The following is a 14,949-nucleotide window of genomic DNA, read 5'->3' on the forward strand; positions in this document are numbered from 1 at the left end:
GCTTTGCATCAGCCGATAAAAGACCGGTTGTGGATGACCGGTGGGTCACAGGCTACAGCCATTGGCGGGGCTCGCTCGAGAGCGTCGCCACCCAATGAAACAGCGACTTTTTTCAGCGTTTTTATGAGCTGGGGCAGTGTGGGATGGCCCATGGCTTGTGTATGCTCGGTGCTCGCTTCGGGTTCTCCACGCTCCACTGAATAAGAACAAGAACAGTGCCAATGACCCTCAATTCCGATCCGGCGGGCCCCAGTGTGGAACCGCGGGTCATCTATAAGCAGTACGCCATGGAGATGGCGGTCGAGCGCACACGTCTGCTGTATCAAGGCTCACTGCTGCCTACGCTGTTCATGTTGCTCAACGGTCTGGTCTGCGCTGCGCTGTTATGGGAGCCGCGGCGCTATTTCCTGGTCAGCGTCTGGCTCGTCTGGTTGTTGTCACTGGTGGCGTTGCGGGTGATCCAGGTGGCGGCTTTCGATTCGGCCATGCCAAGCCGCCAGGCGCACCCGATCTGGCTGCGTATGTTTTTGCTGGGTTCGGCGATGACCGGCCTGACGTTGGCCGGGGCTGGCATCGCGCTGGTCCCGGCCGACAGCTTCCAGCAGCAGGCCTGGGTGTTCGGCCTGATTGGCGCGGCCGCCCTGTCGGCCAGCGTGGCCTACGCGGTGAGTCTGCCTGCGTTCCTGTCCTTTACCTTGCCCTGCCTGTTGCCGGCCATCGGCTATCTCTTCTGGGGGGGCGATGAGCAGCAACGCGGGTGGGGCTGGCTTGGGCTGATTGTGCTGGTCTCGCTGAGCGTGGTGGCCTGGCAAGTCAACCGGTTGATCAAAAGCGGCATGCTGCGCCGTTTCCAGAACCAGGCGCTGATCGAGCACTTGCAGCAGACGCAGGCCCGGAGCGTAGAACTCAACACCGCGCTGGCCCGGGAGGTCGAGCAACGTCGTTGTGCCGAGGAGCAACTGCGGGCGGCCCAGGTTGGCCTGGAGGCGCGGGTAGCGCAGCGCAGTCTTGAACTGGAGGTCGCCAGCCAGGCCCTGCGCAAGAGCGAGGCGCGTCTGGCCCTGGCTCTGAAGGCCAGTGAGCTGGGGTTGTGGGATTGGAATCTGCAGACTGATGAAGTCCACCACACTCAGCTCAAGGAACTGTTCGGCCTGGAGCCCGAATACGTCACGGCGATGCTCAGCCATCTCACCCCGCGGCTGCACCCCCAAGACCTGCCGGCGCTCAAGCGAGCCTTGGTCGAACACCTCAAGGGCCGCAGCGAGGATTACCAGATCGAATACCGCGTGCGTCACGGCGATGGTCACTGGGTCTGGATCGAAGACCGTGGCCGGGCGGTGGAGCGTAGCGAGAGCGGACGGGTGCTGCGTATGGTCGGCACCCGGCGCGACATCAGCGCCAGCAAGGAGCTCGAGCAGCAACGGCAACTGGCGGCCACGGTGTTCGAGGCCGCCAGCGAAGGTATCGTGATTTTCGACCCCAACTACGTACTACTCGCTGCCAACCAGGCGTTCACCCGGGTCACCGGGTTCGATATCGATGACATGCTCGGGCGCAATGTAGTTGAGCTGCCGTGCAGCCGCGACGCGCGCCGGCACTACCCCGTCATTCGCCAATCGCTCAAGCAGCACGGCACCTGGCAGGGTGAGCTGGTAGAGGCGCGAGCCAACGGCGAACTGTACCCGCAATGGCTGCAACTGAATGTCGTGCGCAATGCTCGGGGAAATGTCAGTCATATCGTAGGCTTCTTCGCCGATCTTTCGGCGCGACGCGAATCCGAAGAGCGAATGCGCTACCTGACCCATTACGACGAATTGACCGGGTTGGCCAATCGCTCGCTGTTTCGTGAGCGCCTGCACGAGGCCCATCAGCGTGTGCGCCAGGGTGGACGGCGCAGCCTGGCGTTGCTGCATATCAACCTGGACCGTTTCAAATTGCTCAACGACAGCCTTGGTCATGACATCGCCGACCAGTTGTTGCAGAAAATGGCCCGACGCCTGATCAATGCACTGCCCGAGGCGGATACCATCGCCCGGCTGTCCGGCGATGAGTTTGCGGTGTTGTTCGATGCCTATGGCAACCTTTCAAGCCTGGCGCGGGTGGCGACCCGACTGGCCGCCAAGTTGCGAGTGCCGCTGACCATCGAAGGCCATGAACTGGTGCTCAGTGCCTCCATCGGCATCAGCCTGTTGCCTGACAATACGCGGGAAGTTGCCACGCTGGTCAGCCAGGCGAACATGGCCATGCAGCATGCCAAGCATCTGGGGGGCAACAACTTCCAGTTCTACACCGACAGCCTCCAGGCCAGCACGCTGGAGCGCCTGCAACTGGAAAATCAACTGCGCAAGGCCTTGGAAGAGCGGCAGCTGAAGGTCTTTTATCAACCAAAACTGTGCCTGGCGACCGGTCGCCTGAACGCCGCCGAGGCGCTGGTGCGTTGGGATCACCCGGTCATGGGCCGGGTGCCTCCGGGGGATTTCATCGGCCTGGCCGAAGAAACCGGGTTGATCGGGCCGATTGGCGAATTCGTGTTGCGCCAGGCTTGTTGGCAGGCATGCGAATGGCAGCGCCAGGGGCTCGCGCCGATCAGGGTGTCTGTCAATCTGTCGGTGCATCAATTGCGCCAGGGCAAGCTGGTCAGCCTGGTGCGGCAAGTGCTGGAAGAAACCGGCCTGGAACCCCAATACCTGGAGTTGGAGCTGACCGAAAGCCAGTTGCTCGACAGCGTCGAGCACATCATCGCCACGTTCCAGCAATTGCGTGACCTTGGGGTCAAGCTGGCGATCGACGATTTTGGCACCGGTTACTCATCCCTGAGTTACCTCAAGCGTATCCCGGTGGATTACGTGAAGATCGACCAGGCATTCATTCGTGGGTTGGGCGAGGGCAGCGTGGACACGGCCATTACCCGGGCAATCATTGCTATGGCCCATGGGTTGTCGCTCAAGGTAGTGGCCGAAGGCGTTGAGCGGCAGGAGCAGCTCGAGTTCCTCAGGAACGAACGTTGCGATGAGGTTCAAGGGTATCTGATCAGCCGGCCGGTGGAGGCTGAAGGGTTGGCTGGGTTGTTGCGGGCGCAACACCTGGTTGAATGAGCCTGAACCACGACGATAACTTCCCGTCAGGCAACGAAATCGTCTGACGGGAAGTTATGGGGTCTACGCTTAGTTAGTGACTAGCACTTCATCGATGTGGTGCAGTAACTGGCCTTCGAAAAAAATACTGACGCCAGTGACATTGGAGTCGCCCAGCTCTTTATATTCAACGAACTTGTCTGTCAGTACCGGCAGTGAAACTCCGTCGGAGTGTTTAAGTTTCAATTCCAGTCGCAGATCAAAGGACTTGTCCTGTAGGTCGCTGCGTACCAGCGTGGGGATAACGCCGCTATTGGCTACACTGACGGTGCCAAAGGTACGGAAAGACGCGGCACCTGGCATGCGATCGATTTGTGCGGTCCAATCTTTAGTCGTGATTTTCATGTAGTAACTCCTGTAGTTAAGTTGATTGCTTCCTGCGGGAGCCAATATATCTACTTTGCCTTGGTAGCGTCTGCTCAATTGCGGTTGGTATTGTAAGGAGAAATGAGTTTTCGACGGCTTACTTGGTTCGGTCTTAAGATCTACTGTCTAGTGTTGCAGAGATATATTGTTGAGGGGGAGCAAGTTATTGGGTGATTGGCTAATGACCAATAGACGATTTCCCCCCGGGTTGGAAGTTCAGGACGGGGCTGGAAATCAGCGGATCGGCAGCGTTGAAGGTTTGCGCTATGGCACAAGCTGCTACATCGACGGATCCTCGGCCAAAACAAAGGGGCGACGAGGTCATCCAGTTACGTTTTGGACGGGCAAAAAGCCAATTCTTGTAGTATAACTACAAGCTTGCTACATCCCGGCATCTGCCCATAACAAGAGTCCAGCCCCTTGAACCTGCTGCAACACATCGCCCAGTCACGCCACTTGCTACGCAAGTCGGAGCTGAAAGTCGCCGATCACGTACTGCTTGATCCAGCGGCCGTGATGCATAGCTCCATGGCCGATCTTGCCCACAGCGTCGGCATCAGCGAGCCGACCATCGTGCGTTTCTGCCGGGCCATCGGTTGCTCGGGCTTCCAGGACCTGAAACTCAAGCTAGCGCAAAGCTTGGCGGCCGGTGCGAGCTTCGGTCAGTTTGCGATCCATGAGGACGACTCGGTCGCGGACTACAGCCTGAAAATCTTCGACACGACCCTGCATACCCTGATGGAGGTTCGCGAGAAGCTCGACCCGGTGGCGTTGCAAAAAGCCGTCACGGCCATGTCCCAGGCCCAGCGTGTCGAGTTTTATGGCTTCGGCGCCTCGGGCGCGGTGGCGGCCGATGCCCAGCACAAGTTCTTCCGGCTGCTGCTGACGGCAGCGGCCTATTCCGACCCGCACATGCAGGCCATGTCGGCGGTGACCTTGAAACCCACCGATGTGGCGATCTGCATCTCCCAGTCGGGCCGTTCCAAGGACCTGCTGATCACCGCCAACCTGGTGCGCGAAAGCGGTGCCTCGCTGATCACCTTGTGTCCGAGCCAGACGCCGCTGGCAGAACTGTCCACGGTGAACCTGGCCATCGACGTGCACGAAGACACCGAGATCTACACGCCGCTGACCTCGCGTATCGCCCATCTGGTGGTGATCGATGTGCTGGCAATGGGCGTCGCCATGGCGCGGGGCCCAAGCCTGGTCAACCACCTCAAGAGCGTGAAGCGCAGCCTGCGCAGCTTGCGGTTGTCGCCCAAGTCGGTGAAGGCGCTGGACGACTGAATCCCGAACCCTGAGGTTGAGGGGCTTCTGTGGCGAGGGAGCTTGCTCCCGCTCGGCTGCGCAGCAGTCGCAAACCAACCCATCCGGTGTATCTGGATAAATCGTGGGGGCCGCTTCGCAGCCCAGCGGGAGCAAGCTCCCTCGCCACAGGGATCATTTGCCCGAATTCATCGTTCTGTAACCCTCGCGCCGCCAAACCGTCATCGCGCGCCGTCATCGTAAAGCTCCCGTATACGTCTTGGGAGTCTCGACATGACCCAGTCCTACGAAGAACGCAGCGCTGTCAAAACCCGTCGTCAGCAGGAAGACCAGCGCCGCATGGCGTTCCGTCGTGCAATCGAAGACCGCTATGAGCAGCGCCAACTTCTGGCCGAAATCAGCGAATTTCCTGACGCCACAGAGTTCAATTACTGGCAGGCAACGCCGGCGGCTTCCCGTCGAAACGCTCAACCAGGCCAATGATCTGAGCGCGCTCGCCGCGAATGAATGCCAGGAAGGCGTGAGCCACTGGTGACAGGCGCTTGGCCCTGGCCTGCACCAGGCACCAACTGCGGTACAGCGGCAATTCCTCCACCGGCAACTCGATGAGTGCGCCGGACGACAGTTCCCGGCTCACGGCGTGGCGCGTCAACAGCGCCACGCCCAGCCCGGCCACCACGCACTCGCGCTGGGCTTCCGCCGATGCCACTTCCAGCGTCTGGGTGAAATGCACCCGTTTCTCCTTGAAGTACTCCTCGCAGGCCAGTCGCGTGCCGGACCCCGGTTCGCGCAACAGCAGCGTGTAGGGCTCCAGGTCCTGCAAGCGCAGCGGACCCTGGTGGCACAGTGGATGATCGGGCGGCGCCACGGCGACAATCGGATTGTTGAGGAAGGGCAGGAACTCCAGCCCCATGTCCTGGGGCACCATGGACATGATCACCAGGTCATCACGGTTGTCCGAAAGCCGGCGGATGACTTGGCCGCGATTGACCACGGTGAGGTTGAGATTGACCTCCGGGTGCTGGCGCTTGAACGCGGCGAACAGGTGCGGGACGAAGTACTTGGCGCTGGACTCCACTGCCAGCTTGAGCTGGCCTTGCAGCGAGCCCTGCATGTCCGAGAGCTGCATGTCGAGGTTTTCCAGGCGCCCGAAGATGTCCCGGCTGGCCCGTTGCAACGCTTCGGCGGCTTCGGTCATGTAGAGTTTTTTGCCAACGTACTCAAACAGGGGTTGGCCGATAAGCTCCTCGAGGGATCGAATCTGTAGGCTAACGGCCGGTTGTGTGAGAGACATTTCATCGGCTGCACGGCTGTAGGACCTCAGGTCGCAGACCTCGTTGAAAATCTGCAATTGACGCAATGTCATACGCATCAATGACTTACGCATTTTCTAAGCACTCTGGGCCGGGACGATTAGCACAACTATAAGTCTTTGCTTATGCATGACCCAATAATTATTCATTTTTGTTAATCAACGGCCAGGACTAGTGTGGAGCTGCGACCAATTGTTACATCTGGTCACGCGTCGGCCTGGACCCCAGGCCGTGGTATCACCGGCTCAAGGGAACCTCCAATTGATAACAAAGATCCTGATCGCCAACCGTGGTGAGATTGCCGTCCGCATCGTGCGCGCTTGCGCCGAGATGGGCATTCGCTCGGTCGCGGTCTACTCCGACGCGGACCGCCATGCGTTGCATGTCAAGCGTGCGGACGAGGCCCACAGCATCGGCGCCGATCCGCTGGCTGGCTACCTCAACCCGCGCAAGCTGGTGAACCTGGCGGTGGAAACCGGCTGTGATGCCTTGCACCCCGGCTACGGTTTTCTCTCGGAAAACGCCGAACTGGCAGACATCTGCGCCGAGCGCGGAATCAAATTCATTGGCCCGTCGGCCGAAGTCATCCGCCGCATGGGCGACAAGACCGAAGCGCGCCGCAGCATGATCAAGGCCGGTGTGCCGGTCACGCCGGGAACCGAAGGCAACGTGTCGGGCATCGAAGAAGCCCTGACCGAAGGTGATCGGATCGGTTACCCGGTGATGCTCAAGGCCACCTCCGGTGGCGGCGGTCGTGGTATCCGTCGCTGCAACAGCCGCGAAGAGCTCGAACAGGCCTTCCCGCGGGTCATTTCCGAAGCCACCAAGGCGTTCGGTTCGGCGGAAGTGTTCCTGGAAAAATGCATCGTCAACCCCAAGCACATCGAGGCGCAGATCCTGGGTGACAGTTTCGGCAACGTGGTGCACCTGTTCGAACGTGACTGCTCGATCCAGCGCCGCAACCAGAAGCTGATCGAAATCGCCCCGAGCCCGCAACTGACCCCCGAGCAGCGCGCCTACATCGGCGACCTGTCGGTGCGCGCCGCCAAGGCCGTGGGCTACGAGAATGCCGGCACCGTGGAGTTCCTGCTCGCCGAAGGCGAGGTGTACTTCATGGAGATGAACACCCGGGTGCAGGTGGAACACACCATCACCGAAGAAATCACCGGTATCGACATTGTTCGCGAACAGATCCGCATCGCCTCCGGGCTGCCGCTGTCGGTCAAGCAGGAAGACATCCAGCACCGTGGCTTTGCGTTGCAGTTCCGGATCAACGCCGAGGACCCGAAAAACAACTTCCTGCCCAGCTTCGGCAAGATCACCCGCTACTACGCCCCTGGCGGCCCGGGTGTGCGCACCGACACGGCGATCTACACCGGCTACACCATTCCACCGTTCTACGATTCGATGTGCCTGAAGCTGGTGGTCTGGGCGTTGACCTGGGAAGAAGCGATGGACCGTGGCCTGCGGGCCCTGGATGACATGCGCCTGCAGGGGGTCAAGACCACCGCCGCGTATTATCAGGAGATCCTGCGCAATCCGGAATTCCGCAGCGGCCAGTTCAATACCAGCTTCGTTGAAAGCCACCCTGAACTGACCAACTACTCGATCAAGCGCAAACCCGAAGAGCTGGCCCTGGCCATCGCCGCCGCCATTGCCGCCCACGCAGGCCTGTAAGGAATCATGAACATGTCCAAGAAGATCTTTGTTACCGACACAATCCTGCGCGACGCCCACCAATCGCTGCTCGCCACCCGCATGCGCACCGAAGACATGCTGCCGATCTGCGACAAGCTCGACAAAGTCGGCTATTGGTCGCTGGAAGTCTGGGGCGGCGCGACATTCGACGCCTGCGTGCGCTTCCTGAAGGAAGACCCGTGGGAACGCCTGCGCCAACTGCGCGCAGCACTGCCCAACACTCGCCTGCAAATGCTCCTGCGCGGCCAGAACCTGCTGGGCTACCGCCATTACAGCGATGACGTGGTCAAGGCGTTCGTGGCCAAGGCGGCGGTCAACGGCATCGATGTGTTCCGTATTTTCGATGCGATGAACGATGTGCGTAACCTGAAGGTTGCCATCGAAGCCGTGAAGGCCGCCGGCAAGCACGCCCAGGGCACCATCGCCTACACCACCAGCCCGGTGCACACCATCGGCGCGTTCGTGGCCCAGGCCAAGCAAATGGAAGCCATGGGTTGCGACTCGGTGGCGATCAAGGACATGGCCGGCCTGCTGACGCCGTACGCCACCGGCGAACTGGTCAAGGCGCTGAAAAGCGAACAGTCGCTGCCGGTCTTTATCCACTCCCACGACACCGCCGGCCTGGCCGCGATGTGCCAGCTCAAGGCGGTCGAGAACGGCGCCGACCACATCGACACCGCGATCTCCAGCTTCGCCTGGGGTACTAGCCATCCGGGCACCGAATCGATGGTCGCGGCCCTCAAGGGCAGTGAGTTCGACACCGGGCTGGACCTGGAATTGCTCCAGGAAATCGGTCTGTACTTCTACGCTGTGCGCAAGAAGTACCACCAGTTCGAAAGCGAGTTCACCGCAGTGGACACCCGCGTCCAGGTCAACCAGGTTCCGGGCGGGATGATCTCCAACCTCGCCAACCAGTTGAAAGAGCAAGGCGCACTGAACCGGATGAACGAAGTGCTGGCGGAGATTCCGCGCGTGCGTGAAGACCTCGGCTTCCCGCCGTTGGTCACCCCGACCTCGCAGATCGTCGGTACCCAGGCGTTCTTCAACGTGTTGGCCGGTGAGCGCTACAAGACCATCACCAACGAAGTGAAGCTCTACCTGCAGGGCGGCTACGGCAAGGCGCCAGGCTCGGTGAACGAGAAGCTGCGTCGTCAGGCCATCGGTAGCGAAGAAGTGATCGATGTGCGTCCGGCCGACTTGCTCAAGCCGGAAATGACCAAGCTGCGTGGCGAAATCGGTGCGCTGGCCAAATCCGAAGAAGACGTACTGACCTACGCCATGTTCCCGGACATCGGCCGCAAGTTCCTCGAAGAGCGCGAAGCCGGCACCCTGACCCCGGAAGTGCTGCTGCCAATCCCCGAGGCGGGCAGCGTGAGCTCGGCGGGCGGCGAAGGTGTGCCGACCGAGTTCGTCATCGACGTTCACGGTGAGACCTATCGCGTCGACATCACCGGTGTGGGCGTCAAGGCCGAAGGCAAGCGTCACTTCTACCTGTCCATCGATGGCATGCCCGAAGAAGTCGTGTTCGAACCGCTCAATGAGTTCGTCAGCGGCGGCAGCAGCAAGCGCAAGCAAGCCACTGCGCCGGGTCACGTCAGCACCACCATGCCGGGCAACATCGTCGATGTCCTGGTCAAGGAAGGCGACGTGGTCAAGGCCGGCCAAGCGGTGCTGATTACCGAAGCCATGAAGATGGAAACCGAAGTGCAGGCGGCCATCGCCGGCAAGGTCACCGCTATTCATGTAGCCAAGGGCGACCGGGTCAACCCGGGTGAGATCCTGATCGAGATCGAAGGCTGATCTAACAGCCTCGATACAACGTTTTAACCTCGGGGGGGCATGTGCTCCCCTTTTTTTGCCTGTCAGAACGTCATTCGCCACTGGCCCATCAGCGCGCCGTTGCGGTTGTCCTGACCGGTTTCACCGTTATAACTCACCCCCAGGGTATGCCGTGGCGAAACGGTCAGGTCCAGCCCCGTTTCGAAGAGCAGGCTGTCCCGGTCCAGCTCGACGCCTTCGACGGTATAGGTATTGCCTGCGCTGGCCAGGCGCTGGCGGGAAGTGCCCCGGGTCTCGCCGTATAAGTGTTTCCAACCGAGATTCAAGCGGGGCGTCAGTCGCATGCCTTGGTCAAGAGGTAGAGTTCGGGCGAGGCGCAGGCCAAGGTTGCTGTTGTAATTGTCCTGAGACTGGCCACTGAACTGCAGCGCCGCGCTTCCACCTTTCTCGGTATAGCGATCGCGTTGATAGCGTTGGTAGCCCACTTGGACATAGGGCTCGACATCGAAATGCCCTACGTTCAGGTTGTAGCCGAGTTGCCCAAAGACCTGCTGCGTATTGGCATCGTAACGACCTTTGAGGCGATCGCTGAAACCGTTGTAGGCCACGTGGCGTTTGGTGCTGCCGTCATGACTGCCATAAACGGCACCCAGGCGCAGCGCCAGTGGTCCGTCCTGGCGTAAGGCATAGGCACCCACCAGCCAGCTGTCGAGCCGGCCGTCGAATTGACGACTGTCCAACCGGGTGTGCGTCTTGCCGCCGATCAATCCCAGGCGCCAATCGGGGCTGATAGCCCAGTCGGTTCCCAGCATCAAACCCTTGGTCGAGTGCTTCAGGGCATAGCTTCCCAGTTGCCTGCCGATGCTGCCGCTGTTGCCGATCGCCTGGACCCAGACCTGGCCGTTGTCGTGTGCACCCGTCGGACTTCGCCGATCCATGGCTGAGAGCATTCCTGTGCTGATGGGGGTGATGCTGCTCAGGGTGGCGCTGCCCAGGTCGGCGGTGTTGTAGTTGCCCAGTTGGTCGATGGCGTCGGCGGCTGTGGCCATATTGGTGCCGAGCAAGGCGTTTACGGCGGCATTGGGTTTGGGGGCTGGCTTGACAGCTTGCACCTGGGCGGCGGGCTTGGGTTGGGTGCTGGCAACAACTTTTGCTGGTTCGGTGGGCTTGGACGCTGAGCGATCGGCTTGTGGCTCGACGGCAGGAGAGGGTGGCGTCGGAGAGGTGATGGAGGGTTCCGCTTGCGTTGGTTGGGTCGATCCTGATCCCAGGATAGCGGCTAAAACAGCTTGGCCATTAGGAGTGGGCGCGACTTCCTTGGGCGGAACATCCTTGAGTGTGAGCGTCAGTCCCACTTGTTTCTCGGTGGCGTAGTCAGGTTTCGCGGTCACGAAGGCGAGCTCGTTGACGACCTTCCCGAACTCCCCATCGACTTTTTTCGCCTCGATCACGATGTGCTTGCCCGCGCCGATGGACTCGCCTGGCAACGATGTAATCTTCAGCGTCGCACCGCCTAGCGTCGCGGTGCCGCCGACCTTGATTGTGGCGCTGCCGCTTTCTGGATGGATGCCGTAGAGCAGCGTTGCGCTTTGCGACAGTTCAAGATTTTTTTTGACCGTAGGCGCCCCGCTCGCAGGGTCTACGTTCAACAGGCCCTTCACGTTCAGCGTGTCGACTGTGCCATGGCCGCTGAAACTGCCTGTCTCGTTCACGAAGACAGACTTGCCCACACTGCCCTCGTTATGAAACTCGCCGGCAACGTGTACCTCGGCCCCCATTTGACCGAGATTGCGAAATCGAGTGCTCGCTTCTACCAAGCCTCTATTGAAACGGATAGTGGGCGGCGTTTCTCCCTCCAGTGTTGTGAACTTGGGTGGCCTGAGGGATGCCTTCGAATGATTGGGTTGGGTTTGCTTCTGGGTCGCTGTTTCAGAGGTTGGGGGCGTAGCGTCGTCGGTCGATTGCAGGGCCATCGAAACATCGGCACAGCCGAGTAACAAGGCTATTGTCAGCGCGAGCTGTTGGGGCAGGAATGAATGTTGGGTTGGCATCGAATGTGACCTCTCATGAAGGAGGTCGCACTTTAAAAATTTCACCTTGGGCGGCGATGCCAGCCGTCTCCTAGCTGCTGGCGAGACATAGCGATGGAGCTTGTAGGCTGCCCACGCTGTGATCACAGAGTCACGGCGCCGGCCTCCGTGGCGGTGATGCATTGCCCTACAGCATACTCAGGCCTTTCTGTGTGGTCGGAGATCCGAGATCTGTCTGTCAAATATCGACTCTGTAAACCTGCTCCGTGTTTCGCCTAGGATCGACCTGGTTCCTGGTGGGACCGCGTTCCTCCTGTGGAGCGAGCCTGCTCGCGATGGCGGTGGTTCAGTCACATGGATGTTGGGCTTGCTGGCCTCATCGCGAGCAGGTTCGCTCCCACAGGGGAAACGCGATCTCACCAAGAACCAGGTCGGCTATCAGGCCGCCTCGCGGAGGACGTTGATTTCGGCGCCCCGTTAACCACGCTGGCCGAACGCAGGTATTGCGCAGTGGGCACACCGAGCCTAGGCGAGGCACCGAGTGGTGGGGCAGAAGCGCTTTGGTTACCTTCGCCTGGGCCGGCATTCCGGCTTTTCGAAAGTGAGCCGCCGTCAGGGCGGAACCCTAAGTGGCCGTGACCGCAGAAACGGATATACACAGCGACCTTAAAATCCCACCCCAGCTCAGCGATTATTCAGATAAGCCTTCCCATAATGCCGTTCCATCCGCGCCTGGACCAACTCCAACGCAATGGACATCAACCAGTAAATAATCGCCGCCGTCGTCAGCATCTCAATATACCGATAGCTGGACCGACCATAAGACTGCGCCAGGAACATCACCTCCCAAACGCCCATCACCGAGATCAGTGAAGAATCCTTGAGCATGGAGATGAATTGGTTGGTGGTCGGCGGGATGATGGTGCGCATGGCCTGGGGCAGGGTGACGCGCCAGAAGATCACGGTTTCGCCCAGGCCCAGTGCAAGTGAGGCTTCGCGTTGGCCGTTGGGGACGCCGAGGATGCCGGCGCGGAAGATTTCGCTCAGGTAGGCGCCGTAGTTCAGCGACAAGGCGATGATCCCGGCGGCGATGGCGCCCGGGACCACGCCCAGTTGTGGCAGGCCCAGGTAGATCAGCAGGATCTGGATCAGCAGCGGCGTGCCTCGAAAGAACGACGCGTAGAAACTGGCGATGCCAAACGCCACCGCGCTGCTGGACAACCGCGCCAGGGCGGTGATGAAGCCCAACAGTGATGACGCGACGATCGAGCACAGGCACAGAAACAGCGTCAGCACCGCGCCTTGCAGAAAGCCATTGGGCGCCAGATGCACGCCCAGCAAGTTCGGCAGTTTGTCGAGGATGATGGAGAACTTCAGGTCGAAGCTCAGGAAGAAACTCGCGAACAGCACCAGCATGGCCGCCCAGGTCAGGTAGAGCCGGGTGCGGAAACCGAAGATTTTTTGCAGGCGTGACTCAGCCACCGTTGGCGGTGGCTGAGGCGGTGGAAAAGAAGTCATTGGGTAATGTCGGCGCCGATCCATTTTTGCGAGAGTTTGCTCAAGGTGCCGTCCTGTTTCAACTGGGCGAAGACTTCACGCACCTTGTTGTCCCATTGAGCATCGCCTTTTTCGATGGCGACCGAGTTCGGTTCGGAATAAAGCGACTCGCCGGCCAGTTTGAAGCGCTTGTCTTCGGTCAGGCGCGGTTGTGCGGTCACCAGGTTGGTCAGCACGGCGTCCAATCGCACTCCGGCGCCCAGGCCGAGGTCCTGGAACGCTACGTTGTCAGTGTCGTACGGGGCGATCTGCACGTCCTCGAACGGATAGCTCAGTTGGGTATCCTCGGCGCCTTCGATCACCAGGTTCTTGTTCAGGTAGCTCTCGTAGCTGGACGCGCTGGTGAGGCCGACCTTCTTGCCGCTCAAGTCCTTGGCACCGTGGATACGGTCGTCCTTGGCGTTGACCACGATCACCGCTGGCGAGGCGTAATACTGCACCGGGAAATCGAACACTTCGGCGCGGGCCTTGCTCGGCGTCATGGAGCAGATGCAGATGTCATAGCGCCCGCTCCAGTGTCCGGCAGCGATCACGTCCCAGGAAGGGGTTTCCAGGCGCAGTTTCACGCCCAGTTTCTGCGCCACGGCCTTGGCCACGTCCACGTCAAAACCGTCGAGCTGGTTCTGATCGTTGAGGAACGAGAAGGGCGGGTAGCTTTCCATCAGCACGCCGACCAGTTCTTTTTTCTGTTCGATGCGATCCAGGGTGGCACCGGCGAAGGCTTGCGATGAGGCGGCCAGCAGAGTCAGGCCCAGGGCCAGCAATGGTTGTAGTTTCACGTGAAGTCCCTGGGTAGAAAAATAAGTTGTAGTTAACCGATTGGTGCGTATTAAATAGTTATAAGAACAACTCCGGTAGTGAGTATTTTTCATAAGCTTATGAGTGAATCGCATATGGGCGCAGCAACGACAGTCATTCTCGATGGCGGCATGGGCCGCGAACTGCAACGCCGTGGCGCGCCGTTTCGGCAGCCCGAGTGGTCGGCACTGGCCCTGAGCGAAGCACCTCAGGCGGTGGAGGCCGTGCACGCGGCCTATATCGCCAGCGGCGCGAATGTCATCACCAGCAATAGCTACGCCGTGGTGCCGTTTCACATTGGCGAGGCGCGTTTCGCCGCAGAAGGCCAGGCCCTGGCCGCGTTGGCGGGAGAGTTGGCGCAACGGGCGGTGCAGGCTTCAGGCAAAGCGGTGCGGGTGGCCGGGTCGCTGCCGCCGCTGTTCGGTTCCTATCGGCCGGATCTGTTCGATGCGTCCCGCGCCCACGAGCTGCTGGCGCCACTGGTGACCGGCCTGGCGCCCCATGTCGACCTCTGGCTGGCCGAGACGCAAAGCTCGACCGTCGAAGCGCGGGCGATTCACGCCGGGCTGCCGAAGGATGGCAAGCCGTTCTGGCTGTCGTTCACCTTGAAGGATGAAGACACGGACGAAGTGCCACGCCTGCGCTCCGGCGAACCGGTGGCGGACGCTGCAGCGGTCGCGGCCGAGCTGGGCGTCGAAGTGCTGCTGTTCAACTGCAGCCAACCAGAAGTGATTGGTGGGGCGATCGATGCGGCGCGGGAAACCTTCGAGCGACTGGGGGTGAGCATCCACATCGGCGCCTACGCCAACGCCTTCCCGCCGCAGCCGAAGGAGGCGACGGCCAACGACGGATTGGACCCGCTGCGCGACGACCTCGATCCGCCGGGCTACCTGCAATGGGCGGCCGACTGGCGCAAGCGCGGGGCCAGTCATTTGGGCGGCTGCTGCGGGATAGGACCGGAGCACATCGCAGTGTTGGCGCAAACGCTGGGCTGAGTTGCCCGACAGT

The 14,949-nt window shown here is 60.6% G+C and carries 11 protein-coding genes; 6 read left to right on the forward strand and 5 right to left on the reverse strand.

Translation table 11 applies throughout. The features are described 5' to 3' along the window. Positions 1–221 precede the first annotated feature (221 nt). Positions 222–3,095 (forward strand): EAL domain-containing protein, encoded by a 2,874-nt coding sequence (locus tag DTP52_RS08515; protein ID WP_109752919.1) that lies wholly within the window; start codon positions 222–224, stop codon positions 3,093–3,095. 69 nt (positions 3,096–3,164) lie between these two features. On the opposite strand, the gene DTP52_RS08520 is transcribed toward DTP52_RS08515, so the two are convergent. Continuing rightward, positions 3,165–3,479, reverse strand: a complete 315-nt coding sequence (locus DTP52_RS08520) for a hypothetical protein (RefSeq protein WP_109752920.1) — start codon at positions 3,477–3,479, stop codon at positions 3,165–3,167. Between the two features lie 441 nt (positions 3,480–3,920). Here DTP52_RS08520 and hexR point away from each other — a divergent pair, with 441 nt between their 5' ends. Together hexR and DTP52_RS08530 are read left to right on the forward strand one after the other, a co-directional pair. Beyond that, complete coding sequence (gene hexR, locus DTP52_RS08525; protein WP_003187110.1) at positions 3,921–4,787, forward strand: transcriptional regulator HexR; 867 nt, start codon at positions 3,921–3,923, stop codon at positions 4,785–4,787. A 252-nt stretch (positions 4,788–5,039) separates the two neighbouring features. Continuing rightward, the gene (locus DTP52_RS08530) at positions 5,040–5,249 is read left to right on the forward strand and encodes a PA3496 family putative envelope integrity protein (RefSeq protein ID WP_109752921.1); all 210 of its coding nucleotides are present in this window, start codon (positions 5,040–5,042) and stop codon (positions 5,247–5,249) included. On the opposite strand, the gene DTP52_RS08535 is transcribed toward DTP52_RS08530, so the two are convergent. Further along, positions 5,191–6,153, reverse strand: coding sequence for a LysR family transcriptional regulator (locus DTP52_RS08535; protein ID WP_109752922.1), 963 nt, complete (start codon positions 6,151–6,153; stop codon positions 5,191–5,193). The genes DTP52_RS08530 and DTP52_RS08535 overlap by 59 nt on opposite strands. Positions 6,154–6,340: 187 nt before the next feature. On the opposite strand from DTP52_RS08535, the gene DTP52_RS08540 reads away from it, so the two are divergent. Both DTP52_RS08540 and oadA read left to right on the forward strand, forming a co-directional pair. Next, positions 6,341–7,756, forward strand: coding sequence for an acetyl-CoA carboxylase biotin carboxylase subunit (locus DTP52_RS08540; RefSeq protein ID WP_003206982.1), 1,416 nt, complete (start codon positions 6,341–6,343; stop codon positions 7,754–7,756). A gap of 12 nt (positions 7,757–7,768) precedes the next feature. Then, positions 7,769–9,577 (forward strand): sodium-extruding oxaloacetate decarboxylase subunit alpha, encoded by a 1,809-nt coding sequence (oadA, locus tag DTP52_RS08545; RefSeq protein ID WP_109752923.1) that lies wholly within the window; start codon positions 7,769–7,771, stop codon positions 9,575–9,577. Between the two features lie 62 nt (positions 9,578–9,639). On the opposite strand, the gene DTP52_RS08550 is transcribed toward oadA, so the two are convergent. The 3 genes from DTP52_RS08550 to DTP52_RS08560 all read right to left on the reverse strand — a co-directional run bounded on the left by DTP52_RS08550 (position 9,640) and on the right by DTP52_RS08560 (position 13,922). After that, a complete protein-coding gene (locus DTP52_RS08550) occupies positions 9,640–11,607 on the reverse strand; it encodes an autotransporter outer membrane beta-barrel domain-containing protein (protein WP_109752924.1) in 1,968 nt (655 codons plus the stop codon). A gap of 663 nt (positions 11,608–12,270) precedes the next feature. Beyond that, the gene (locus tag DTP52_RS08555; RefSeq protein WP_109752925.1) at positions 12,271–13,104 is read right to left on the reverse strand and encodes an amino acid ABC transporter permease; all 834 of its coding nucleotides are present in this window, start codon (positions 13,102–13,104) and stop codon (positions 12,271–12,273) included. Further along, the gene (locus DTP52_RS08560) at positions 13,101–13,922 is read right to left on the reverse strand and encodes an ABC transporter substrate-binding protein (RefSeq protein WP_109752926.1); all 822 of its coding nucleotides are present in this window, start codon (positions 13,920–13,922) and stop codon (positions 13,101–13,103) included. The genes DTP52_RS08555 and DTP52_RS08560 overlap by 4 nt, the downstream gene beginning before the upstream one ends. Before the next feature lie 114 nt (positions 13,923–14,036). Here DTP52_RS08560 and DTP52_RS08565 point away from each other — a divergent pair, with 114 nt between their 5' ends. Continuing rightward, the gene (locus DTP52_RS08565; protein WP_109752927.1) at positions 14,037–14,936 is read left to right on the forward strand and encodes a homocysteine S-methyltransferase family protein; all 900 of its coding nucleotides are present in this window, start codon (positions 14,037–14,039) and stop codon (positions 14,934–14,936) included. Positions 14,937–14,949: the final 13 nt, after the last annotated feature.

It is taken from the genome of Pseudomonas sp. 43mfcvi1.1 (assembly GCF_900115935.1).
GTDB classification, from domain to species: Bacteria; Pseudomonadota; Gammaproteobacteria; order Pseudomonadales; family Pseudomonadaceae; genus Aquipseudomonas; species Aquipseudomonas bijieensis.

What these genes read in the sequence shown, in the direction of transcription:
- DTP52_RS08515 (WP_109752919.1), top strand. Translation starts at nt 222, where the DNA reads ATGACCCTCAATTCCGATCCGGCGGGCCCCAGTGTGGAACCGCGGGTC.
- DTP52_RS08520 (WP_109752920.1), bottom strand. Translation starts at nt 3,479, where the DNA reads ATGAAAATCACGACTAAAGATTGGACCGCACAAATCGATCGCATGCCA.
- DTP52_RS08530 (WP_109752921.1), top strand. Translation starts at nt 5,040, where the DNA reads ATGACCCAGTCCTACGAAGAACGCAGCGCTGTCAAAACCCGTCGTCAG.
- DTP52_RS08535 (WP_109752922.1), bottom strand. Translation starts at nt 6,153, where the DNA reads ATGCGTAAGTCATTGATGCGTATGACATTGCGTCAATTGCAGATTTTC.
- oadA (WP_109752923.1), top strand. Translation starts at nt 7,769, where the DNA reads ATGTCCAAGAAGATCTTTGTTACCGACACAATCCTGCGCGACGCCCAC.
- DTP52_RS08550 (WP_109752924.1), bottom strand. Translation starts at nt 11,607, where the DNA reads ATGCCAACCCAACATTCATTCCTGCCCCAACAGCTCGCGCTGACAATA.
- DTP52_RS08555 (WP_109752925.1), bottom strand. Translation starts at nt 13,104, where the DNA reads ATGACTTCTTTTCCACCGCCTCAGCCACCGCCAACGGTGGCTGAGTCA.
- DTP52_RS08565 (WP_109752927.1), top strand. Translation starts at nt 14,037, where the DNA reads ATGGGCGCAGCAACGACAGTCATTCTCGATGGCGGCATGGGCCGCGAA.